Origin of the sequence: Bacillus sp. FSL K6-1005 (genome assembly GCF_038000225.1) — a bacterium.
Classification (GTDB): Bacteria; Bacillota; Bacilli; order Bacillales; family Bacillaceae; genus Bacillus; species Bacillus mojavensis.
The window spans coordinates 3,796,451-3,812,275 of record NZ_JBBOBP010000001.1; the positions used below are offsets into that span (position 1 = coordinate 3,796,451).

At 44.1% G+C, this 15,825-nt stretch carries 14 protein-coding genes; 11 read left to right on the forward strand and 3 right to left on the reverse strand.

The genetic code is table 11. The features are described 5' to 3' along the window. Nucleotides 1-82: 82 nt before the first annotated feature. Together NST16_RS19615 and galT are read left to right on the forward strand one after the other, a co-directional pair. A complete protein-coding gene (locus tag NST16_RS19615; protein ID WP_268504342.1) occupies nucleotides 83-1,255 on the forward strand; it encodes a galactokinase in 1,173 nt (390 codons plus the stop codon). Nucleotides 1,256-1,258: 3 nt separating this feature from the next. Next, nucleotides 1,259-2,800 (forward strand): UDP-glucose--hexose-1-phosphate uridylyltransferase, encoded by a 1,542-nt coding sequence (galT, locus tag NST16_RS19620; protein ID WP_340888165.1) that lies wholly within the window; start codon nucleotides 1,259-1,261, stop codon nucleotides 2,798-2,800. 62 nt (nucleotides 2,801-2,862) lie between these two features. Here galT and NST16_RS19625 read toward each other — a convergent pair whose 3' ends face one another. Beyond that, nucleotides 2,863-3,108: a GlsB/YeaQ/YmgE family stress response membrane protein gene (locus NST16_RS19625; RefSeq protein ID WP_010332356.1), complete on the reverse strand. Its 246-nt coding sequence runs from the start codon at nucleotides 3,106-3,108 to the stop codon at nucleotides 2,863-2,865. Between the two features lie 514 nt (nucleotides 3,109-3,622). On the opposite strand from NST16_RS19625, the gene qoxA reads away from it, so the two are divergent. From qoxA to qoxD, 4 genes are read left to right on the forward strand one after another with little or no spacing between them, the layout of a single operon-like run. Beyond that, nucleotides 3,623-4,588 carry a cytochrome aa3 quinol oxidase subunit II gene (qoxA, locus tag NST16_RS19630; protein WP_081720819.1) on the forward strand — a complete coding sequence of 322 codons (966 nt, stop codon included), beginning with the start codon at nucleotides 3,623-3,625 and terminating at the stop codon, nucleotides 4,586-4,588. A 27-nt stretch (nucleotides 4,589-4,615) separates the two neighbouring features. Further along, nucleotides 4,616-6,565, forward strand: a complete 1,950-nt coding sequence (gene qoxB / locus NST16_RS19635) for a cytochrome aa3 quinol oxidase subunit I (RefSeq protein ID WP_010332354.1) — start codon at nucleotides 4,616-4,618, stop codon at nucleotides 6,563-6,565. Nucleotides 6,566-6,578: 13 nt separating this feature from the next. Beyond that, nucleotides 6,579-7,193, forward strand: a complete 615-nt coding sequence (qoxC, locus tag NST16_RS19640) for a cytochrome aa3 quinol oxidase subunit III (RefSeq protein ID WP_010332353.1) — start codon at nucleotides 6,579-6,581, stop codon at nucleotides 7,191-7,193. 1 nt (nucleotide 7,194) lies between these two features. Further along, the gene (gene qoxD, locus NST16_RS19645) at nucleotides 7,195-7,569 is read left to right on the forward strand and encodes a cytochrome aa3 quinol oxidase subunit IV (RefSeq protein WP_003222169.1); all 375 of its coding nucleotides are present in this window, start codon (nucleotides 7,195-7,197) and stop codon (nucleotides 7,567-7,569) included. 42 nt (nucleotides 7,570-7,611) lie between these two features. Here qoxD and ywcE read toward each other — a convergent pair whose 3' ends face one another. After that, on the reverse strand, nucleotides 7,612-7,878 hold the full coding sequence (gene ywcE / locus NST16_RS19650; RefSeq protein ID WP_081638379.1) for a spore morphogenesis/germination protein YwcE: 267 nt from the start codon (nucleotides 7,876-7,878) through the stop codon (nucleotides 7,612-7,614). Nucleotides 7,879-8,397: 519 nt separating this feature from the next. Between ywcE and NST16_RS19655 the strand changes: the two genes are divergently transcribed. The 3 genes from NST16_RS19655 (at nucleotide 8,398) to NST16_RS19665 (ending at nucleotide 11,618) form a co-directional block, all read left to right on the forward strand. Further along, nucleotides 8,398-9,582: an FtsW/RodA/SpoVE family cell cycle protein gene (locus NST16_RS19655; RefSeq protein WP_010332351.1), complete on the forward strand. Its 1,185-nt coding sequence runs from the start codon at nucleotides 8,398-8,400 to the stop codon at nucleotides 9,580-9,582. 103 nt (nucleotides 9,583-9,685) lie between these two features. Beyond that, nucleotides 9,686-10,435, forward strand: coding sequence for an oxygen-insensitive NADPH nitroreductase (nfsA, locus tag NST16_RS19660; RefSeq protein WP_340888169.1), 750 nt, complete (start codon nucleotides 9,686-9,688; stop codon nucleotides 10,433-10,435). A gap of 178 nt (nucleotides 10,436-10,613) precedes the next feature. Continuing rightward, nucleotides 10,614-11,618: an LLM class flavin-dependent oxidoreductase gene (locus NST16_RS19665; protein ID WP_010332349.1), complete on the forward strand. Its 1,005-nt coding sequence runs from the start codon at nucleotides 10,614-10,616 to the stop codon at nucleotides 11,616-11,618. Nucleotides 11,619-11,675: 57 nt separating this feature from the next. Here NST16_RS19665 and vpr read toward each other — a convergent pair whose 3' ends face one another. Next, on the reverse strand, nucleotides 11,676-14,096 hold the full coding sequence (gene vpr / locus NST16_RS19670; RefSeq protein WP_340888171.1) for a serine protease Vpr: 2,421 nt from the start codon (nucleotides 14,094-14,096) through the stop codon (nucleotides 11,676-11,678). A 529-nt stretch (nucleotides 14,097-14,625) separates the two neighbouring features. On the opposite strand from vpr, the gene NST16_RS19675 reads away from it, so the two are divergent. Together NST16_RS19675 and sacT are read left to right on the forward strand one after the other, a co-directional pair. Continuing rightward, nucleotides 14,626-14,928, forward strand: a complete 303-nt coding sequence (locus NST16_RS19675) for a hypothetical protein (RefSeq protein ID WP_010332348.1) — start codon at nucleotides 14,626-14,628, stop codon at nucleotides 14,926-14,928. Between the two features lie 41 nt (nucleotides 14,929-14,969). After that, entirely contained in the window at nucleotides 14,970-15,800 is an 831-nt protein-coding gene (gene sacT, locus NST16_RS19680; RefSeq protein ID WP_340888174.1) for a sac operon transcriptional antiterminator SacT, read from the forward strand. Nucleotides 15,801-15,825: the final 25 nt, after the last annotated feature.

A 15,825-nucleotide genomic window follows, 5' to 3' on the forward strand; every position in this document is an offset into this window, starting at 1 on the left:
CAGGGGCGGCAGCATATGATCTTCCGTTTTCGTTACAGAAAGACCGGGAAACAAAAAATAAAAACCATGAAAGGTGATGCACATGCGGGAAGAATTGAAGGGGATATTTGCAAGTGTATTCGGAGAAAAAGAGGGATTGCGTTTTTTTTTCGCACCGGGAAGAGTGAATCTGATTGGAGAACATACGGATTATAACGGCGGGCACGTGTTTCCGTGCGCGCTGACAATGGGTACATATGCTGCTGTTGCAGAAAGAAATGACGGGCTGGTCAGGATGTATTCGGACAACTTTCAGGAAGCCGGCATAAAGGAATGCAGTCTTGACGGCATCCGTTATCAAAAAGAAGACGACTGGGCCAATTATCCGAAAGGCGTCATATATGAATTTCAACAAAGGGGCTATTCGATTCCGAATGGCTTTGACATCGTGTTTTCAGGGAATATTCCAAACGGGGCAGGGCTCTCGTCTTCCGCTTCCATTGAGCTGCTGATGGCGGTCGTGCTCCAAAGCTATTTTCATCCTCAACTCGATGCGCTGGAGCTTGTCAAAATGGCACAGCATGCGGAAAACACATTTATCGGGGTCAATTGCGGAATTATGGATCAATTCGCAATTGGGATGGGGAAAGAACATCATGCGATGCTTCTGAACTGCGATACGCTGGACTATGAATATAGTAAACTCGATGTCTCCGGGCTTGCGCTGGTTATTGCGAACACGAACAAAAAAAGGACATTGGCGGACTCAAGCTATAATGCGAGACGCCAAGAGTGCAGCGACGCATTGCTGGATCTGCAAAAGGAGCTCGACATTACATCACTTGGCGACATCAAGCCTTCTGATTTCGACGCATGCTCTGACCTGATCCGAAATGAAACGAACAGACGCCGCGCAAAGCACGCCGTATATGAAAACCACCGCGCCATCAAGACAGCCGACATGTTTAAAGAAAACAACATTCGCGAAATCGGGCGGTTAATGAAGGAATCCCACCTTTCATTAAAGGATGATTATGAGGTGACATGTCCGGAACTTGATGAGCTCGTATTTGCGGCGTGGGAGCAAGAAGGAGTGATCGGCTCAAGAATGACGGGAGCGGGATTCGGCGGCTGCACAATCAGTATTGTAAAGGATGAATTTGTTGATGACTTTATCCAAAAGGTTGGAGACAGGTATCAAGAAAAAACAGGCCTCAAAGCTGATTTTTATGTCGCTGATATTGGTGAAGGAGCGAGAGAACTAAAGGGGGAGTGACACATGAGCATTTTTGAACATCTGGAACAGCTGATCGAGTATGGGCTGGAACGAAAACTGATATCGATCTGGGATCAGGAATATACGAGAAACCGACTTTATGAAGCGCTGGATATCAAACATCCCCAGCCGGTCTCAAGCACACCTATTAAGCAGAGCCAGCGTCTTCCTGACTTGCTTTCTCCTATTTACGAGTGGGCAGCAGAAACCGGCCGCATAGAAGCAAATACAGACACCTATCGAGATTTGCTCAGTGCGAAGCTGATGGGCTGTTTTGTCCCGCCTCCCTCTGAGGTCATCCGCAAGTTTGAAGAGACAAAGGCGTTATACGGACCGAAACAGGCGACAAAAGAGTTTTATCAATATGCAGAGGATGTCTATTATATTAGGTCTGACAGAATTGCCAAAAACGTTCATTGGACGGTGCCTACCGAATATGGCGAGCTGGAAATAACAATCAACCTGTCAAAGCCCGAAAAGGATCCGAAAGCGATTGCGGCTGCCAAAGAACAGACGCAGACGAATTATCCGCCTTGTGTGCTTTGTAAGGAAAATGTCGGCTTTGAGGGAAGTGTGAACCATCCGGCCCGGCAGAATCACAGAATCATTCCTGTTATTCTCAGAGACGAGCAATGGTATTTGCAATTCTCGCCATACGTGTATTATCCGGAGCATTGCATCGTTTTAAAGGGTGAGCATGAACCGATGGAGATCAGCAAAAAAACGTTTGAAAGACTGCTCTCATTCCTCGGGCAATATCCGCATTATTTTATCGGATCAAACGCAGACCTGCCGATTGTCGGGGGCAGCATCCTAAGCCACGACCATTTTCAAGGCGGGGCGCACGATTTTCCGATGGCGCGTGCCGAAATGGAGGAAAGATATGAATTGATGGGTCATCCCGGTGTGTCGCTGGGCTTAGTGAAATGGCCAATGTCTGTGCTCAGGCTCCAGGGAGAAGATCCAGATAGAGTCGCTGACGCAGCGAACCATATATTCCGTACATGGCAGCAATATTCTGATGAAAAAGCCGGCATAGCCGCCTTCACAGGGGATACGCCGCACAATACGGTCACGCCGATTGCAAGACGCAGGGGAGGCTCATATGAACTCGACATCGTGCTGAGAAACAATCGGACGGATGAGGAGCATCCATTAGGAATCTTTCATCCTCATCAAGAGGTTCATCATATCAAAAAAGAAAATATCGGCCTGATTGAGGTCATGGGCTTAGCAATATTGCCGGGCCGTTTACAGGAAGAAATGAAAGCAACGGAAGCGGCAATGTGCTCTGCTGATCCGAAAACAGCATTGGAAGATAATGAGCTGACCGCTAAACATAAAGATTGGGCTCTTCGTCTGATGGAAAGAAGAACCATAACAAAAGGGAATGCGGAACAGGTCATAAAAGAAGAGCTTGGTCATGTATTCGCACGCATTCTTGAACATGCCGGCGTATTTAAACAGACACCCGAAGGAAAACAGGCCTTCAACAGGTTTATCCATTCTTTAGGCGTCAAACAAGGAAAAAGCCTCAACCGTTAAGGAAGAGGCTTTTTCCTATTAAAAAAGAGCCCAAAACGCTCACGCTTTGGGCTCTGTTGTTTCTATCCTCTTTTTCTTGCTAAGAGGCTTACGAGAAAGACAACAATTGCTGAACCGATAATTGCCGGGATAATGGCAAATCCGGCAAGATGCGGTCCCCATGTTCCAAGCAGCCCGTGCCCGATCCAGGCACCAATAAGACCTGCGATCATCGACCCGATAATTCCTCCGGGCATATCTCCTTTTACAAACAGGCTACCAACCCATCCGATAATAATAGCTACGATAAGTGAAATTATGAAACTCATCATGCAACACATCCTATTTTAGATTTATTTGCTTATATCATTCCTCCTTTTTGTATAGGATAAACAATTGAATGTGCTAATCAAAAAGAGGGAACAGTTCAGAGCATATCGCCGCTCTATTGAGCCTTTTCTTTCAATATGCATTGCGTTAAAATGGTAATCGTGTGAAAAGATGCTAGCCAAGGAAAAATTAATTCCCTTGTAGAAAGTTTAACAAAATGAAATTTTTGATTGACCTAGGTTTTTTATTGTGGTAAACCTTTATTTGTCAGAAATAGTTCTTCATCTTCTTTCTTTACTTATATGCGGAAATAACTAGAAACTTTTCATATTAAGCGATAGATGTGAATAAAGTTGGAGCAAATTTTGTCGATTTTATGACATTTAAGCGAAAATGGGATGAAGTTTATAAAAAAATAAAGCTAATAAGTGAAGTTTTTGATAGCATAACAAAGTAGAGAAAAGATTTTGAGGAAGTATGCACTTCAGATTTATTACATCAATAGGAAGGATGGTGATCTTCTTGTTCAGAGCATTAAAACCGTTACTTGTATTAGCGCTGTTAACTGTGGTTTTTGTCCTTGGGGGATGCAGCAATGCTTCAGTACTAGATCCGAAAGGGCCTGTGGCTGATCAGCAAAGTGATTTAATCCTGTTATCTATCGGATTTATGCTGTTTATCGTCGGGGTCGTCTTTGTTCTTTTTACCATTATTTTAGTAAAATACCGCGACCGTAAAGGCAAAGATAATGGATCTTATAACCCAGAAATTCACGGTAACACGTTCTTAGAAGTAGTCTGGACAGTGATCCCAATTTTAATCGTCATCGCACTTTCTGTGCCAACCGTACAGACGATATATTCGTTAGAAAAAGCTCCTGAAGCAACAAAGGATAAAGAGCCTCTTGTTGTTTACGCTACTTCGGTAGACTGGAAATGGGTATTCAGCTACCCTGAACAGGATATTGAAACGGTCAACTACTTAAACATTCCTGTCGACCGCCCGATCTTGTTTAAAATCTCATCTGCAGATTCAATGGCTTCGCTATGGATTCCTCAGCTTGGAGGACAAAAATACGCGATGGCTGGAATGCTGATGGATCAATACTTACAGGCTGATGAAGTGGGAACTTATGAAGGCCGCAACGCGAACTTCACAGGTGAACATTTTGCCGACCAAGAGTTTGATGTGAATGCTGTAACAGAAAAAGACTTTAACAGCTGGGTGAAAAAGACTCAAAATGAGGCTCCTAAGCTGACAAAAGAGAAGTATGATCAATTGATGCTTCCTGAAAATGTGGACGAATTAACGTTCTCTTCTACTCACTTAAAATACGTTGATCACGGACAAGACGCAGAATACGCGATGGAGGCCCGCAAACGCCTTGGCTACCAAGCCGTTTCACCGCACTCTAAAACAGATCCGTTTGAAAACGTAAAGGAAAATGAATTTAAGAAGTCTGATGATACAGAAGAATGATATTGATCAGGAAAGGAGGAAGCCCGCATGAAATTTAAATGGGATGAATTTTTTGTAACAGGTGACCCATTAATTCTGGGCGCACAAGTTTCCATTGCACTATCTACCATCGCCATCATTGTTGTACTGACGTACTTCAAGAAATGGAAATGGCTCTGGTCTGAATGGATAACAACTGTTGACCACAAAAAACTCGGAATCATGTATATTATATCTGCTGTAATTATGTTATTCCGCGGCGGTGTCGACGGTTTGATGATGCGTGCCCAGCTAGCGCTTCCGAATAACAGTTTTTTAGACTCAAACCACTATAATGAAATTTTTACGACTCACGGTACGATCATGATTATCTTCATGGCGATGCCGTTTTTAATCGGTCTTATTAACGTTGTTGTACCTCTTCAAATCGGTGCTCGCGACGTTGCATTTCCTTACTTGAACAACCTGAGTTTCTGGACGTTCTTCGTAGGGGCTATGCTTTTTAATATTTCTTTCGTTATCGGAGGTTCTCCGAACGCAGGCTGGACAAGTTACATGCCGCTTGCAAGTAACGACATGAGCCCTGGACCGGGTGAGAACTACTACCTCCTCGGACTTCAGATTGCCGGTATCGGTACCCTGATGACAGGGATCAACTTTATGGTCACAATCTTAAAAATGAGAACAAAAGGCATGACACTGATGCGTATGCCAATGTTCACATGGACAACACTGATCACAATGGTTATTATCGTGTTTGCTTTCCCTGTGCTTACAGTAGCTTTAGCACTCTTATCATTTGATCGTTTGTTCGGCGCTCACTTTTTCACACTGGAAGCAGGCGGTATGCCGATGCTTTGGGCCAACCTGTTCTGGATTTGGGGACATCCTGAAGTATATATCGTTATTCTTCCGGCGTTCGGTATTTTCTCAGAAATTATCTCAAGCTTTGCAAGAAAACAATTGTTTGGTTACAAAGCGATGGTTGGTTCGATTATCGCCATCTCCGTATTGAGTTTCTTAGTTTGGACTCACCACTTCTTCACAATGGGGAACAGTGCGTCCGTTAACTCATTCTTCTCAATTACGACAATGGCAATCTCGATTCCGACTGGGGTTAAAATCTTTAACTGGCTCTTTACCATGTATAAAGGCCGAATCAGCTTTACAACGCCTATGCTGTGGGCGCTTGCGTTCATTCCTAACTTCGTTATCGGCGGGGTTACAGGGGTTATGCTTGCGATGGCAGCAGCGGATTATCAATACCATAATACGTACTTCCTGGTATCTCACTTCCACTACGTGCTGATCGCGGGTACTGTATTTGCTTGTTTCGCAGGATTTATTTTCTGGTATCCAAAAATGTTCGGCCACAAACTGAACGAAAAAATTGGAAAATGGTTCTTCTGGATCTTTATGATCGGGTTCAATATTTGTTTCTTCCCGCAATATTTCTTGGGGCTTCAAGGTATGCCTCGCCGTATTTACACATACGGACCGAATGATGGCTGGACAACATTGAACTTTATTTCAACAGTCGGAGCTTTCATGATGGGTGTAGGATTCTTAATCCTTTGCTATAACATCTACTACAGCTTCCGTTACTCTACTCGTGAAATCAGCGGAGATTCATGGGGTGTGGGACGTACGCTTGATTGGGCGACTTCATCTGCGATTCCGCCGCACTACAACTTTGCGGTGCTTCCTGAAGTCAAATCCCAAGATGCATTCCTGCACATGAAAGAAGAAAAAACTGAATTATACCCTGAAAGCAAATTCAAGAAAATCCATATGCCAAGCAACTCAGGCAGACCGTTCTTTATGTCTGTTGCCTTCGGTATCGCCGGCTTTGGACTTGTCTTTGAATGGTACTGGATGGGCGTAGTCGGATTAATCGGAGTCCTGCTCTGCATGGTGCTGCGTTCATTCGAATACGACAATGGCTACTACGTAAGTGTTGATGAAATAAAAGAGACGGAAAGAAAGATTTCCGAATAAGGAGGCGTGAGTTATGGAACATGCAGAACACGGCAATTCTAACGCGCCTATGGAATATCAATCTGAAACCGGCAGACTTAATATTCTCGGGTTTTGGATCTTTTTAGGGGCAGAAATTGTGTTGTTCTCAACACTATTTGCAACCTTCTTCGTTCTTCAAAACAGAACAGCAGGAGGTGTCTTACCGGACGAACTGTTTGAAGTGAATCTGGTAATGATTATGACGTTCTTGCTGCTTATCAGCAGCTTTACCTGCGGGATCGCTGTTCATGAAATGCGCCGCGGAAGTTTAAAAGGCGTCGTCATTTGGACAATTATCACTCTTCTTCTCGGCGCCGGCTTCGTCGGTTGTGAGATCAACGAGTTTGTCCACTATGTACATGAAGGAGCATCTCTCGGTACAAGTGCGTTCTGGTCTGGATTCTTTGTTTTACTTGGAACTCACGGAACTCACGTAACAATCGGTATTTTCTGGATTGCAGGCATTCTGATTCAGTTGAAGAAACGCGGCTTAACTCCGCAAACTTCATCTAAAATCTTTATCTCAAGCTTGTACTGGCACTTCTTAGATGTTGTATGGATTTTCATCTTTACAGGTGTCTATCTCATGGGATTGGGGGGTCTGTAAAATGGCAAACAAATCTGCTGAACACAGTCACTTTCCATGGAAGCACATTGTAGGTTTTGCACTTTCTATTGTTTTGACCCTGCTGGCTCTATGGGTTGCAGTGTATACTGACCTGAGCTCATCAGCAAAACTTTGGATCATTTTCGGCTTCGCCTTCATTCAGGCGGCGCTCCAGCTCCTCATGTTCATGCACATGACAGAGAGCGAAAACGGCGGTATCCAAGTCGGAAACACGCTGTTCGGATTCTTCGGCGCGATCGTTATCGTGCTTGGATCCATCTGGATTTTCGCGGCTCACTATCATCACGGTGACCACATGGATGGAAATCCTCCTGGAGGCGCTGAACACTCAGAGCACTCAGGCCACAACGAATAAGCAAAAAACCCTCTTCGTCCAGAAGAGGGTTTTTTTACTGTTTCAGCTGCTGCTTCGCTTTCTGCGAAGATAAGGAAGGCCATAGATGATAAAGGCCGCAATATGAGCGACAATGACGTTGACGGCAAACAGGATAATCATGAGAGTGTGTCCGAGTGGAGAAAGGCTTTCTGTTGCGTAAAAGAAGAAGAATACCCACATTAAAATAATTGGCGGAATAGCAGAGAGTGCGACTTTTTTGTTATCGAGCCAAATAAAGAGGGGAGTAGCACTGGCAACCAATAAATAAGCAAAAAACATGTCCATCATACCCGTCTCCTTTCATTTTGTGACAGCGTTTACAAAAATGAAGTAGAGGAAATGAATTGTGTCTGTTTTGTGGTTGTTTTGTGAACGTTTTGTTACAATTATTATACCATGTTTTCCAGAAATTGATACAGGTAATTATGGAAATGGTCTGGCACTATTGCCTTATTTTTTATCGCCTATCCGCTAGGAGAATGTATGGAAACCGAGAGAATGGAGCAGTTTGTTTACTTCTGCCTTGGTTTTCTAGCAACTTGCTGTACGAAAGGAACCTTCAATAAATACATATTTAATAAGAGACTGCATGCATGACCCTTTAGAAATAGGGGTTTTTTCATTTGAAAAGTTTTGTGTCAATCGAAACATTTCGGTTTATGATACGTCATATTTCGTGTAGCTGAAAAAGCGCCACAACTGCGCGCAAAAAACAAAAAAGGAAACGAGCTTCACGTGTCATCTTGAACGTGGTTCATGTATAATAAACATTAGTGATTTTCCGATGAAAATGTAAGGCGGGATAGAATGAGTCGATATAAGAAACAGCAAAGCCCCTTTTATCAGGGAGATTTGATTTTTATATTTTGTGTGTTTTTTATCATAAGTGTAGTATCAATTTATGCTGCCGGTCAGTTTGGGCAGTATGGAGACGGTGCTTGGAAGAAACAAATCGTTTATTATGTATTGGGCATTGTTGCAATAACGGCACTACTTTATTTCGATTTAGAGCAACTAGAAAAACTCAGTTTATATGTGTTTATATTTGGAATCTTATTGTTATTGATATTAAGGATTAGCCCTGAGTCTATCGCCCCTGTAAAAAATGGTGCAAAAAGCTGGTTCCAATTTGGACCTGTTACGTTGCAGCCTTCTGAATTTATGAAGATAGGGCTCATGATGATGGTGGCCTCGGTTATATCTAAGGCGAATCCTAAAAAAGTTCGTTCACTTAGAGATGATGTCTATCTTTTGTTGAAGATAGCAGGCGTTGCAGTAGTGCCAATCGGACTTATCCTTCTGCAGGATGCTGGTACAGCAGGAATATGTATGTTTATTGTGATTGTCATGGTCTTTATGTCAGGAGTAAACTGGAAGCTGATCGCGATCATTGGCGGTTCAGGTATCTTACTTATTACTCTTGCCTTGTTAGTTATGATTAATTTTCCTGATGTTGCTAAGTCAGTGGGTATTCAAGAGTATCAAATTAACAGGGTTACATCTTGGGTTTCTGATTCAAATGGAACAACTCAGGAAGATGCAAATAGCGGCTGGCAGGTTGATCAGGCCGTCATGGCTATCGGCTCAGGCGGGATTATCGGAAATGGTGTTCATAACTTGAAGGTTTATGTACCAGAGGGACAGACTGACTTTATTTTTGCTATTTTAGGTGAAAGCTTCGGATTTTTAGGCTGTGCCATTGTGGTTATCATGTTCTTCTTCTTAATCTATAGACTTGTCGTTTTGATTGACAAGATCCATCCATTCAACCGTTTTGCTTCATTCTTTTGCGTAGGTTATACGGCGTTAATTGTGATCCACACATTCCAGAATATCGGGATGAATATCGGTATTATGCCTGTTACCGGGATTCCGCTGCTGTTTGTCAGCTATGGGGGAAGCTCGACGCTTGCCACGTTAATTGGTTTCGGTATTGTGTATAATGCGAGTGTTCAGCTGACGAGATACAGAAGTTATTTGTTTAATTCATAAAATGCAGACAGCCTTTAAGGGCTGTCTCTTTTTTTGTAGAGCATTTCACTTTTGAGTTCGCTTTTTTTCGGATATGATAAAAACAGATAAGGAGGTTCTTGTGATGAACAACACAATTGAAACCATTTTAAACCATCGGTCGATCCGATCATTTACTGATCAGCTTTTGACAGCTGAGGAAATTGATACATTAGTGAAAAGCGCGCAGGCTGCGCCTACGTCCAGCTATGTGCAGGCTTATTCGATTATCGGTGTTTCCGATCCGGAGAAAAAACGTGAGCTGTCTGTGCTTGCGGGGAATCAGCCTTATGTTGAACATAACGGTCACTTTTTTGTGTTTTGCGCGGACTTGTACCGTCATCAAAAACTGGCTGAAGAAAAAGGCGAACATATCTCTGAGCTGCTGGAAAATACGGAAATGTTTATGGTCAGTTTAATTGATGCTGCGCTTGCGGCTCAAAATATGAGCATCGCCGCAGAATCAATGGGGCTTGGCATATGTTATATTGGAGGCATTCGGAATGAACTGGATAAGGTGACAGAGGTGCTGCAAACGCCTGACCATGTACTCCCGCTTTTTGGTCTGGCTGTAGGACATCCTGCCAACCCATCCGGCAAAAAACCGAGATTGCCGAAGCAGGCTGTCTATCATGAAAATACGTATAATGTGAATGACGATGATTTTCGTGAACATATGAGTGCATATGACAAAACCATTTCTGATTATTATAGAGAAAGAACAAACGGTCAGCGGGTGGAAACGTGGTCTGATCAAATTCTGAACTTTATGAAGCAGAAACCGCGTACGTACTTAAATGAATATGTGAAAGAAAAAGGCTTTAATAAGAACTAAATGTGAAACCTCTCCGCTGGCGGAGAGGTTTTTATGTTTCACGTGTAACATATTCCGACAAATAGAGACAAGCTGACACAAATAAATGACGATTGATCGGGAGACACTGATGAACAGTGTGAGCGGCTTAGAAGAAAAAATAATGGATCAGTGATACGATGAGGACGAGGTGGTAGGGATGTTATCATTAAGTATATTAGATCAATCTCCGGTGTCCGAGGGAAGCTCGGCAGAAACGGCATTACGGGAAACCGTTGAGCTTGCCCAGGCGGCTGAGGGTCTTGGATATAAGAGATTTTGGGTTTCAGAGCATCACTTTTCAAAGCGTCTGGCAGGGTCCAGTCCAGAGGTGCTGATCAGCCATATTGCGGCGAAAACGAACCGGATCAGGGTGGGATCAGGCGGTGTAATGCTGCCGCACTACAGTGCCTATAAAGTAGCTGAGAATTTTCGTGTGCTGGAAGGTTTGACGCCGGGAAGAATTGATCTCGGCCTAGGCAGAGCGCCGGGAGGAATGCCGATTGCATCTTGGGCGCTCAATGACGGCGGAAAGCGCAATGCTGATCAGTACCCGCAGCAAATTAAGGAACTGACGATGTATTTGCATGATTTGGCGGATGACAAACACCGTTTTCCGAATCTGACGGCTGCGCCTCATATATCCAGCGCGCCGGATGTGTGGCTGCTCGGTTCATCCGGAGAAAGTGCCTTGCTTGCCGCTGAATCGGGTGCCGGCTATATGTTTGCCCACTTTATTAATGGCGAGGGCGGGGAGGATACGGTCAGACAATATAAGAGACGATTTAAGCCAACTGTGTTAGGAGAAACGCCTCGTGCGGCAGTTGCTGTTTTTGTTCTATGTGCGGATACAGAGGAGAAAGCGGAACAGCTTGCGGCAGTGCTTGATTTTACTCTCTTGGCGGGGGAGCAGGGCATTCCTTTAGAAGGTGTTCCTGATTATGAAGCTGTCCGGAACAATACGTACTCTCCTTATGAACAAAGACGAATTGCTGATAACAGAAACCGAATGATTGTCGGTACGAAAAAACAGGTCAAGGAACAGCTGATGTCCTTGAGTAAGGCTTATGATACAGAGGAAATCATGGCGGTAACCATTACGAATCGATTTGAGGATAAACTTCATTCTTATCGCCTTTTACAGGAGGCGTTTGCCGAGGCATGAAGCCGTTAAAGCCTGTATGGAAAAAGCCCCGCCGATGTTTCTCGGCAGGGCTGCTTTTTATTCAACAGTAAATGGCTCTTCGGTCAGAACTTGACTTGATTTTCCTTTGTTGGCTGCATAGGCGAGCATATAATATTCACCGGCTGGAAGTGTTGTACCCCCATTGATCGTGCCGTCCCAGTCAAAGTACTGGTAGCCTTTATCTTGATGTTTATAAATACCTGCTTGGCCTGCAAAGTCAAGGTTGCTGTCATAGACAAGGAAAGCCAGCTCTTCCGCTCCCGCAGGAAGGTAGGTTTCGATTTCATAGGTGCCTTGCTCAGAGCCCTCATTAACTGATACAGACGTTACCCTCGGATAATCCGGCTCTTTAACGATCAGCAATGTAGGTACCTTGGCGACGGTTTTTCCGCCTTCTCTTACGATGACTGTTCCTTCATAGGTGCCTGCTTTTGTTTTCTTTGTATTGACCTTTACTGTTGCAGTGGCTTTTCCGGTTTTATGAGCCGGAATCACAACACGGCTTGTGCCGGTTGTGGAAATACCGCTTCCGTTGAATGAGTATTCCAGCGTGTATGACTTCCTAATGGAAGATTGATTTTCAATTGTAAAGGTTTTTTTCTTCGTTTCGTTTCCATTTTCCTTCAAAAATGTGCCGTACGAGTAGCTTCCCGGTGAGACGAATGAGTCGGCTTTGATCGCGTTCATAATTCTTGCGCTGCCTGCGCCCTGGGCATTATGCGGATATACTTCTCCATCGCCATCCTTTAATGTGACAGCTGTATTCATGATGGCAGCTTTGATCTGTTCTACGCTCCATTTCGGTTTAGCTTGTTTGATGACGGCAACCGCTCCGGCGATATGAGGTGATGCCATGCTCGTTCCTTGTTTTGACCCGTAGCCATATGGGCTGTCAGGATCATGTGTTGGAATGGTGCTGACAATATTGACGCCTGGGGCGGAAATATCCGGCTTAATCATCCACGTATCCATCACAGGGCCGCGGGATGAGAAATCGGCAACCTGTTCACCGAGCGCTTTTGAGACCGTCAACTTGAATGTTGCTTTTGTCTCGCCAGCTTTCATGGCGCTGATGAGCTTTTCACCGTCTTCTAATGAAAGCTTAATCGTTGGCACAGACATGCCAGGCACATTGGCTTCAATTTCCCCAGATAAATTGTTATACACAACCATGCCGATGGCGCCTGCTTTTTTGGCGTTGTCTGCTTTATCCACAAAAGCAATGCTGCCCCGTTTGACGAGTGCCACTTTGCCTTTCAGATCTTTTCCTTCAAAGTCCTTTTCTTCGCCGAGACCAGCGTCGACAAGCTCGACCTCTTTATTGTGAAGCCCCTTAACGTCATCTTCTTTGTCATAGCCCATGACTTTTGCTGAAGAGTAAGAGCCGAATGAGACAGCGTATTCATTGAGCGGAAGCTGCGTTGCACCGACAGAAATCGCTTCTCTGGATGTGCCAGGCGATCCGACGGTCCAGCCGTTCGGTCCGCTGTTGCCATTTGATGTAACGGCGACAACGCCCTCTGACATGGCCCAATCAAGCGCTGTGCTCGTCGCCCAGTCCGGGTTGTTTAATGAGTTTCCGAGAGACAGGTTCATCACATCTGCTCCGTCCTGTACAGCACGTTCCACGCCTGCAATGACGTTTTCTGTTGTGCCGCTTCCTCCCGGTCCGAGAACGCGGTAAGCGAGAAGTGTTGCATCAGGTGCTACGCCTTTAATCGTACCGTTCGCAGCGACAGTTCCGGCCACGTGTGTTCCGTGGTCAGTGGCTTCGCCTCTCGGATCGCCCGTTGGTGTTTCTTTCGGATCGTAATCATTGTCTACAAAATCGTATCCTTTATATTGTCCGAAGTTTTTCTTCAGATCAGGGTGATTGTACTCAACCCCTGTATCAATAACAGCGACTTTGACGCCTTTCCCAGTGTAGCCTAAATCCCAAGCGTCGTTTGCTCCGATATATGGCGCGCTGTCATCCATTTGCGGAGATACAGCGTCCTCGGAGATGGTGACATCTTTCTCCTTTATATTGTCTGTTTTGTAAGTGACGTTCGGGTACACAGCTTTAACGTCATCTACTGCTAGGAGTTTTGGAATTTCATTAGCTGGGAGCTTCATAGAAAATCCGGAGAAAACCTGTTCATATTCTCGTTTTACTTTTCCGTTTTTCACCGCTTTCACGGCTTTGTTTTTTGCTTTTGAGCGGGCGTTTTTGAGCTTGCTTTTCGTTTGGTTTACTCCCGCTTCCTTCGCCTCTGCCAAGGATTTTTCTTTTAATTCCACAATTACCGTTGTTTGTTTGCTTGTTGTCATGTCAATATCACCGAATACCTCGGCTTTTTCCAGGTCTGCCGATCCTTTTGAAGAAACCGGTGCTGCCTGTACCCCTGTCATGCCTGTGGATAACGTAAAGAATAAAACAAGACCTAGAAGCAGAAAGCGAATAATCCCGTTTTTCAATGTGTTTCCCCCTTTGAGTTAAGAAAAAATGTTGAAGATCTAGTATATATTTCTTGAAAATTCAAAAAAATCCTTGTGTCATTTGGACCATTTATTGGATTTTGATTGTGTATAAGGAAGGAGTTATACACAGAACCCTGTGTATAAGTGAATAAAGCTGTGTATATATATAGTTGGGAATATATGTTCCTATACAAAATATAGATAGAGTTTGTGGACATGTGGATATCTCTTGTGATTAAGTTGTTCTTATCTTTGGGATAACTTGTGTATAAACTTTTTAAAGCGGTTCTCCAATTTTCATTTCATTTCTTTCAGCTTTCAACAAAACTTCTAAAAACTAGTTGGTTTTTTCACTCATATTGTGACAAAGAATTCTCTTTCCACGGTCTATCATAGAGTCATGAGTTTTGCTAGAGCTGCTAGTTTGCGAGAAAAGAAATCGGCCGTCTTTTCCTGTGAGCTGCGGCTGAAAAAACGGGCTGCTAAAAAGGCTGCCTGCCAAAAAGAAGCGGAGGGATGTTTTTCTATGAAACGTTTGCTTGTATCTTTACGGGTGTGGATGGTCTTTTTGATGAACTGGGTGGCGCCGGACCGAAAACATGCGGCTGCCGCTATTTATTCGGCTCAGCGTACATATCAAAGAAAAGCGGCGGTGCAAGCCGCAGGACTGGTTTCGTTTTATGAATGGCGGATGGCTGTGAATGACGAAGAAAAACAGAAAGCGAAAGCCGCCGCTCTCTATAAAAGAAGATGTCTGCAAGCCTTCAAGGAATCGCCAAAGCAGGAGAGGGCCGGCCCGCATCTTTACATGGCGGTCAAAAGGAGGTAAAATCCCAGTCATAAAAGCTAATTGGCGGGAGAGAGAGCCTCTTGAAAATCTATAAAGTATTAAACAACAATGCGGCTTTAATTAAAGAGGATGATCACGAAAAAATTGTGATGGGACCGGGAATCGCTTTTCAAAAAAAGAAAAATGATCTTATCCCTATGAATAAAGTAGAAAAGATATTTGTCGTGCACGACGAGAATGAAAAGTTTAAACAAATCCTGCAAACGCTGCCGGAGGAGCATATTGATATAGCTGAGGATATCATCAGCTATGCGGAAGGGGAGCTCGCGGCGCCGCTGAGCGACCATATTCATATCGCGCTTTCTGACCATTTGTCCTTTGCGATCGAAAGGATTCAAAATGGGCTGCTTGTGCAAAATAAATTATTGCATGAGATAAAGGCGCTCTATAAAAAAGAATACGAGATCGGCCTGTGGGCGATCGGTCATGTAAAAGAGACATTGGGCGTGTCTCTGCCTGAAGATGAAGCGGGTTATATTGCCCTTCACATCCATACGGCAAAGATGGATGCGGAGAGTATGTATTCAGCGCTGAAGCATACGACGATGATAAAAGAAATGATAGAGAAAATAGAAAACTATTTTAATCGAAAGGTGGATGAGAATAGCATTTCCTATCAACGCCTTGTCACGCATTTGCGATACGCGGTCAGCCGGTTGGAAACAAATGAAGCGTTTCATGTCATGGACGAAGAGATGCTTTATTTCATCCAAAAAAAGTATTCATTTGCCTATCAATGTGCGCTGGAGCTGGCGGAGTTTCTGAAAAATGAATATCAATTACATTTGCCGGAGTCCGAGGCCGGCTATATCACGCTGCATGTCCAGCGTCTTCAAGATCTCTCGGAATAACCGCTTTGACTTGCAGGGAGTGATC

Coding starts and splice junctions, on each gene's coding strand:
- qoxB (WP_010332354.1), top strand. CDS start 4,616: ATGAAATTTAAATGGGATGAATTTTTTGTAACAGGTGACCCATTAATT.
- ywcE (WP_081638379.1), bottom strand. CDS start 7,878: ATGATGGACATGTTTTTTGCTTATTTATTGGTTGCCAGTGCTACTCCC.
- qoxD (WP_003222169.1), top strand. CDS start 7,195: ATGGCAAACAAATCTGCTGAACACAGTCACTTTCCATGGAAGCACATT.
- NST16_RS19655 (WP_010332351.1), top strand. CDS start 8,398: ATGAGTCGATATAAGAAACAGCAAAGCCCCTTTTATCAGGGAGATTTG.
- NST16_RS19665 (WP_010332349.1), top strand. CDS start 10,614: ATGTTATCATTAAGTATATTAGATCAATCTCCGGTGTCCGAGGGAAGC.
- nfsA (WP_340888169.1), top strand. CDS start 9,686: ATGAACAACACAATTGAAACCATTTTAAACCATCGGTCGATCCGATCA.
- NST16_RS19615 (WP_268504342.1), top strand. CDS start 83: ATGCGGGAAGAATTGAAGGGGATATTTGCAAGTGTATTCGGAGAAAAA.
- galT (WP_340888165.1), top strand. CDS start 1,259: ATGAGCATTTTTGAACATCTGGAACAGCTGATCGAGTATGGGCTGGAA.
- qoxC (WP_010332353.1), top strand. CDS start 6,579: ATGGAACATGCAGAACACGGCAATTCTAACGCGCCTATGGAATATCAA.
- NST16_RS19625 (WP_010332356.1), bottom strand. CDS start 3,108: ATGAGTTTCATAATTTCACTTATCGTAGCTATTATTATCGGATGGGTT.
- NST16_RS19675 (WP_010332348.1), top strand. CDS start 14,626: ATGAAACGTTTGCTTGTATCTTTACGGGTGTGGATGGTCTTTTTGATG.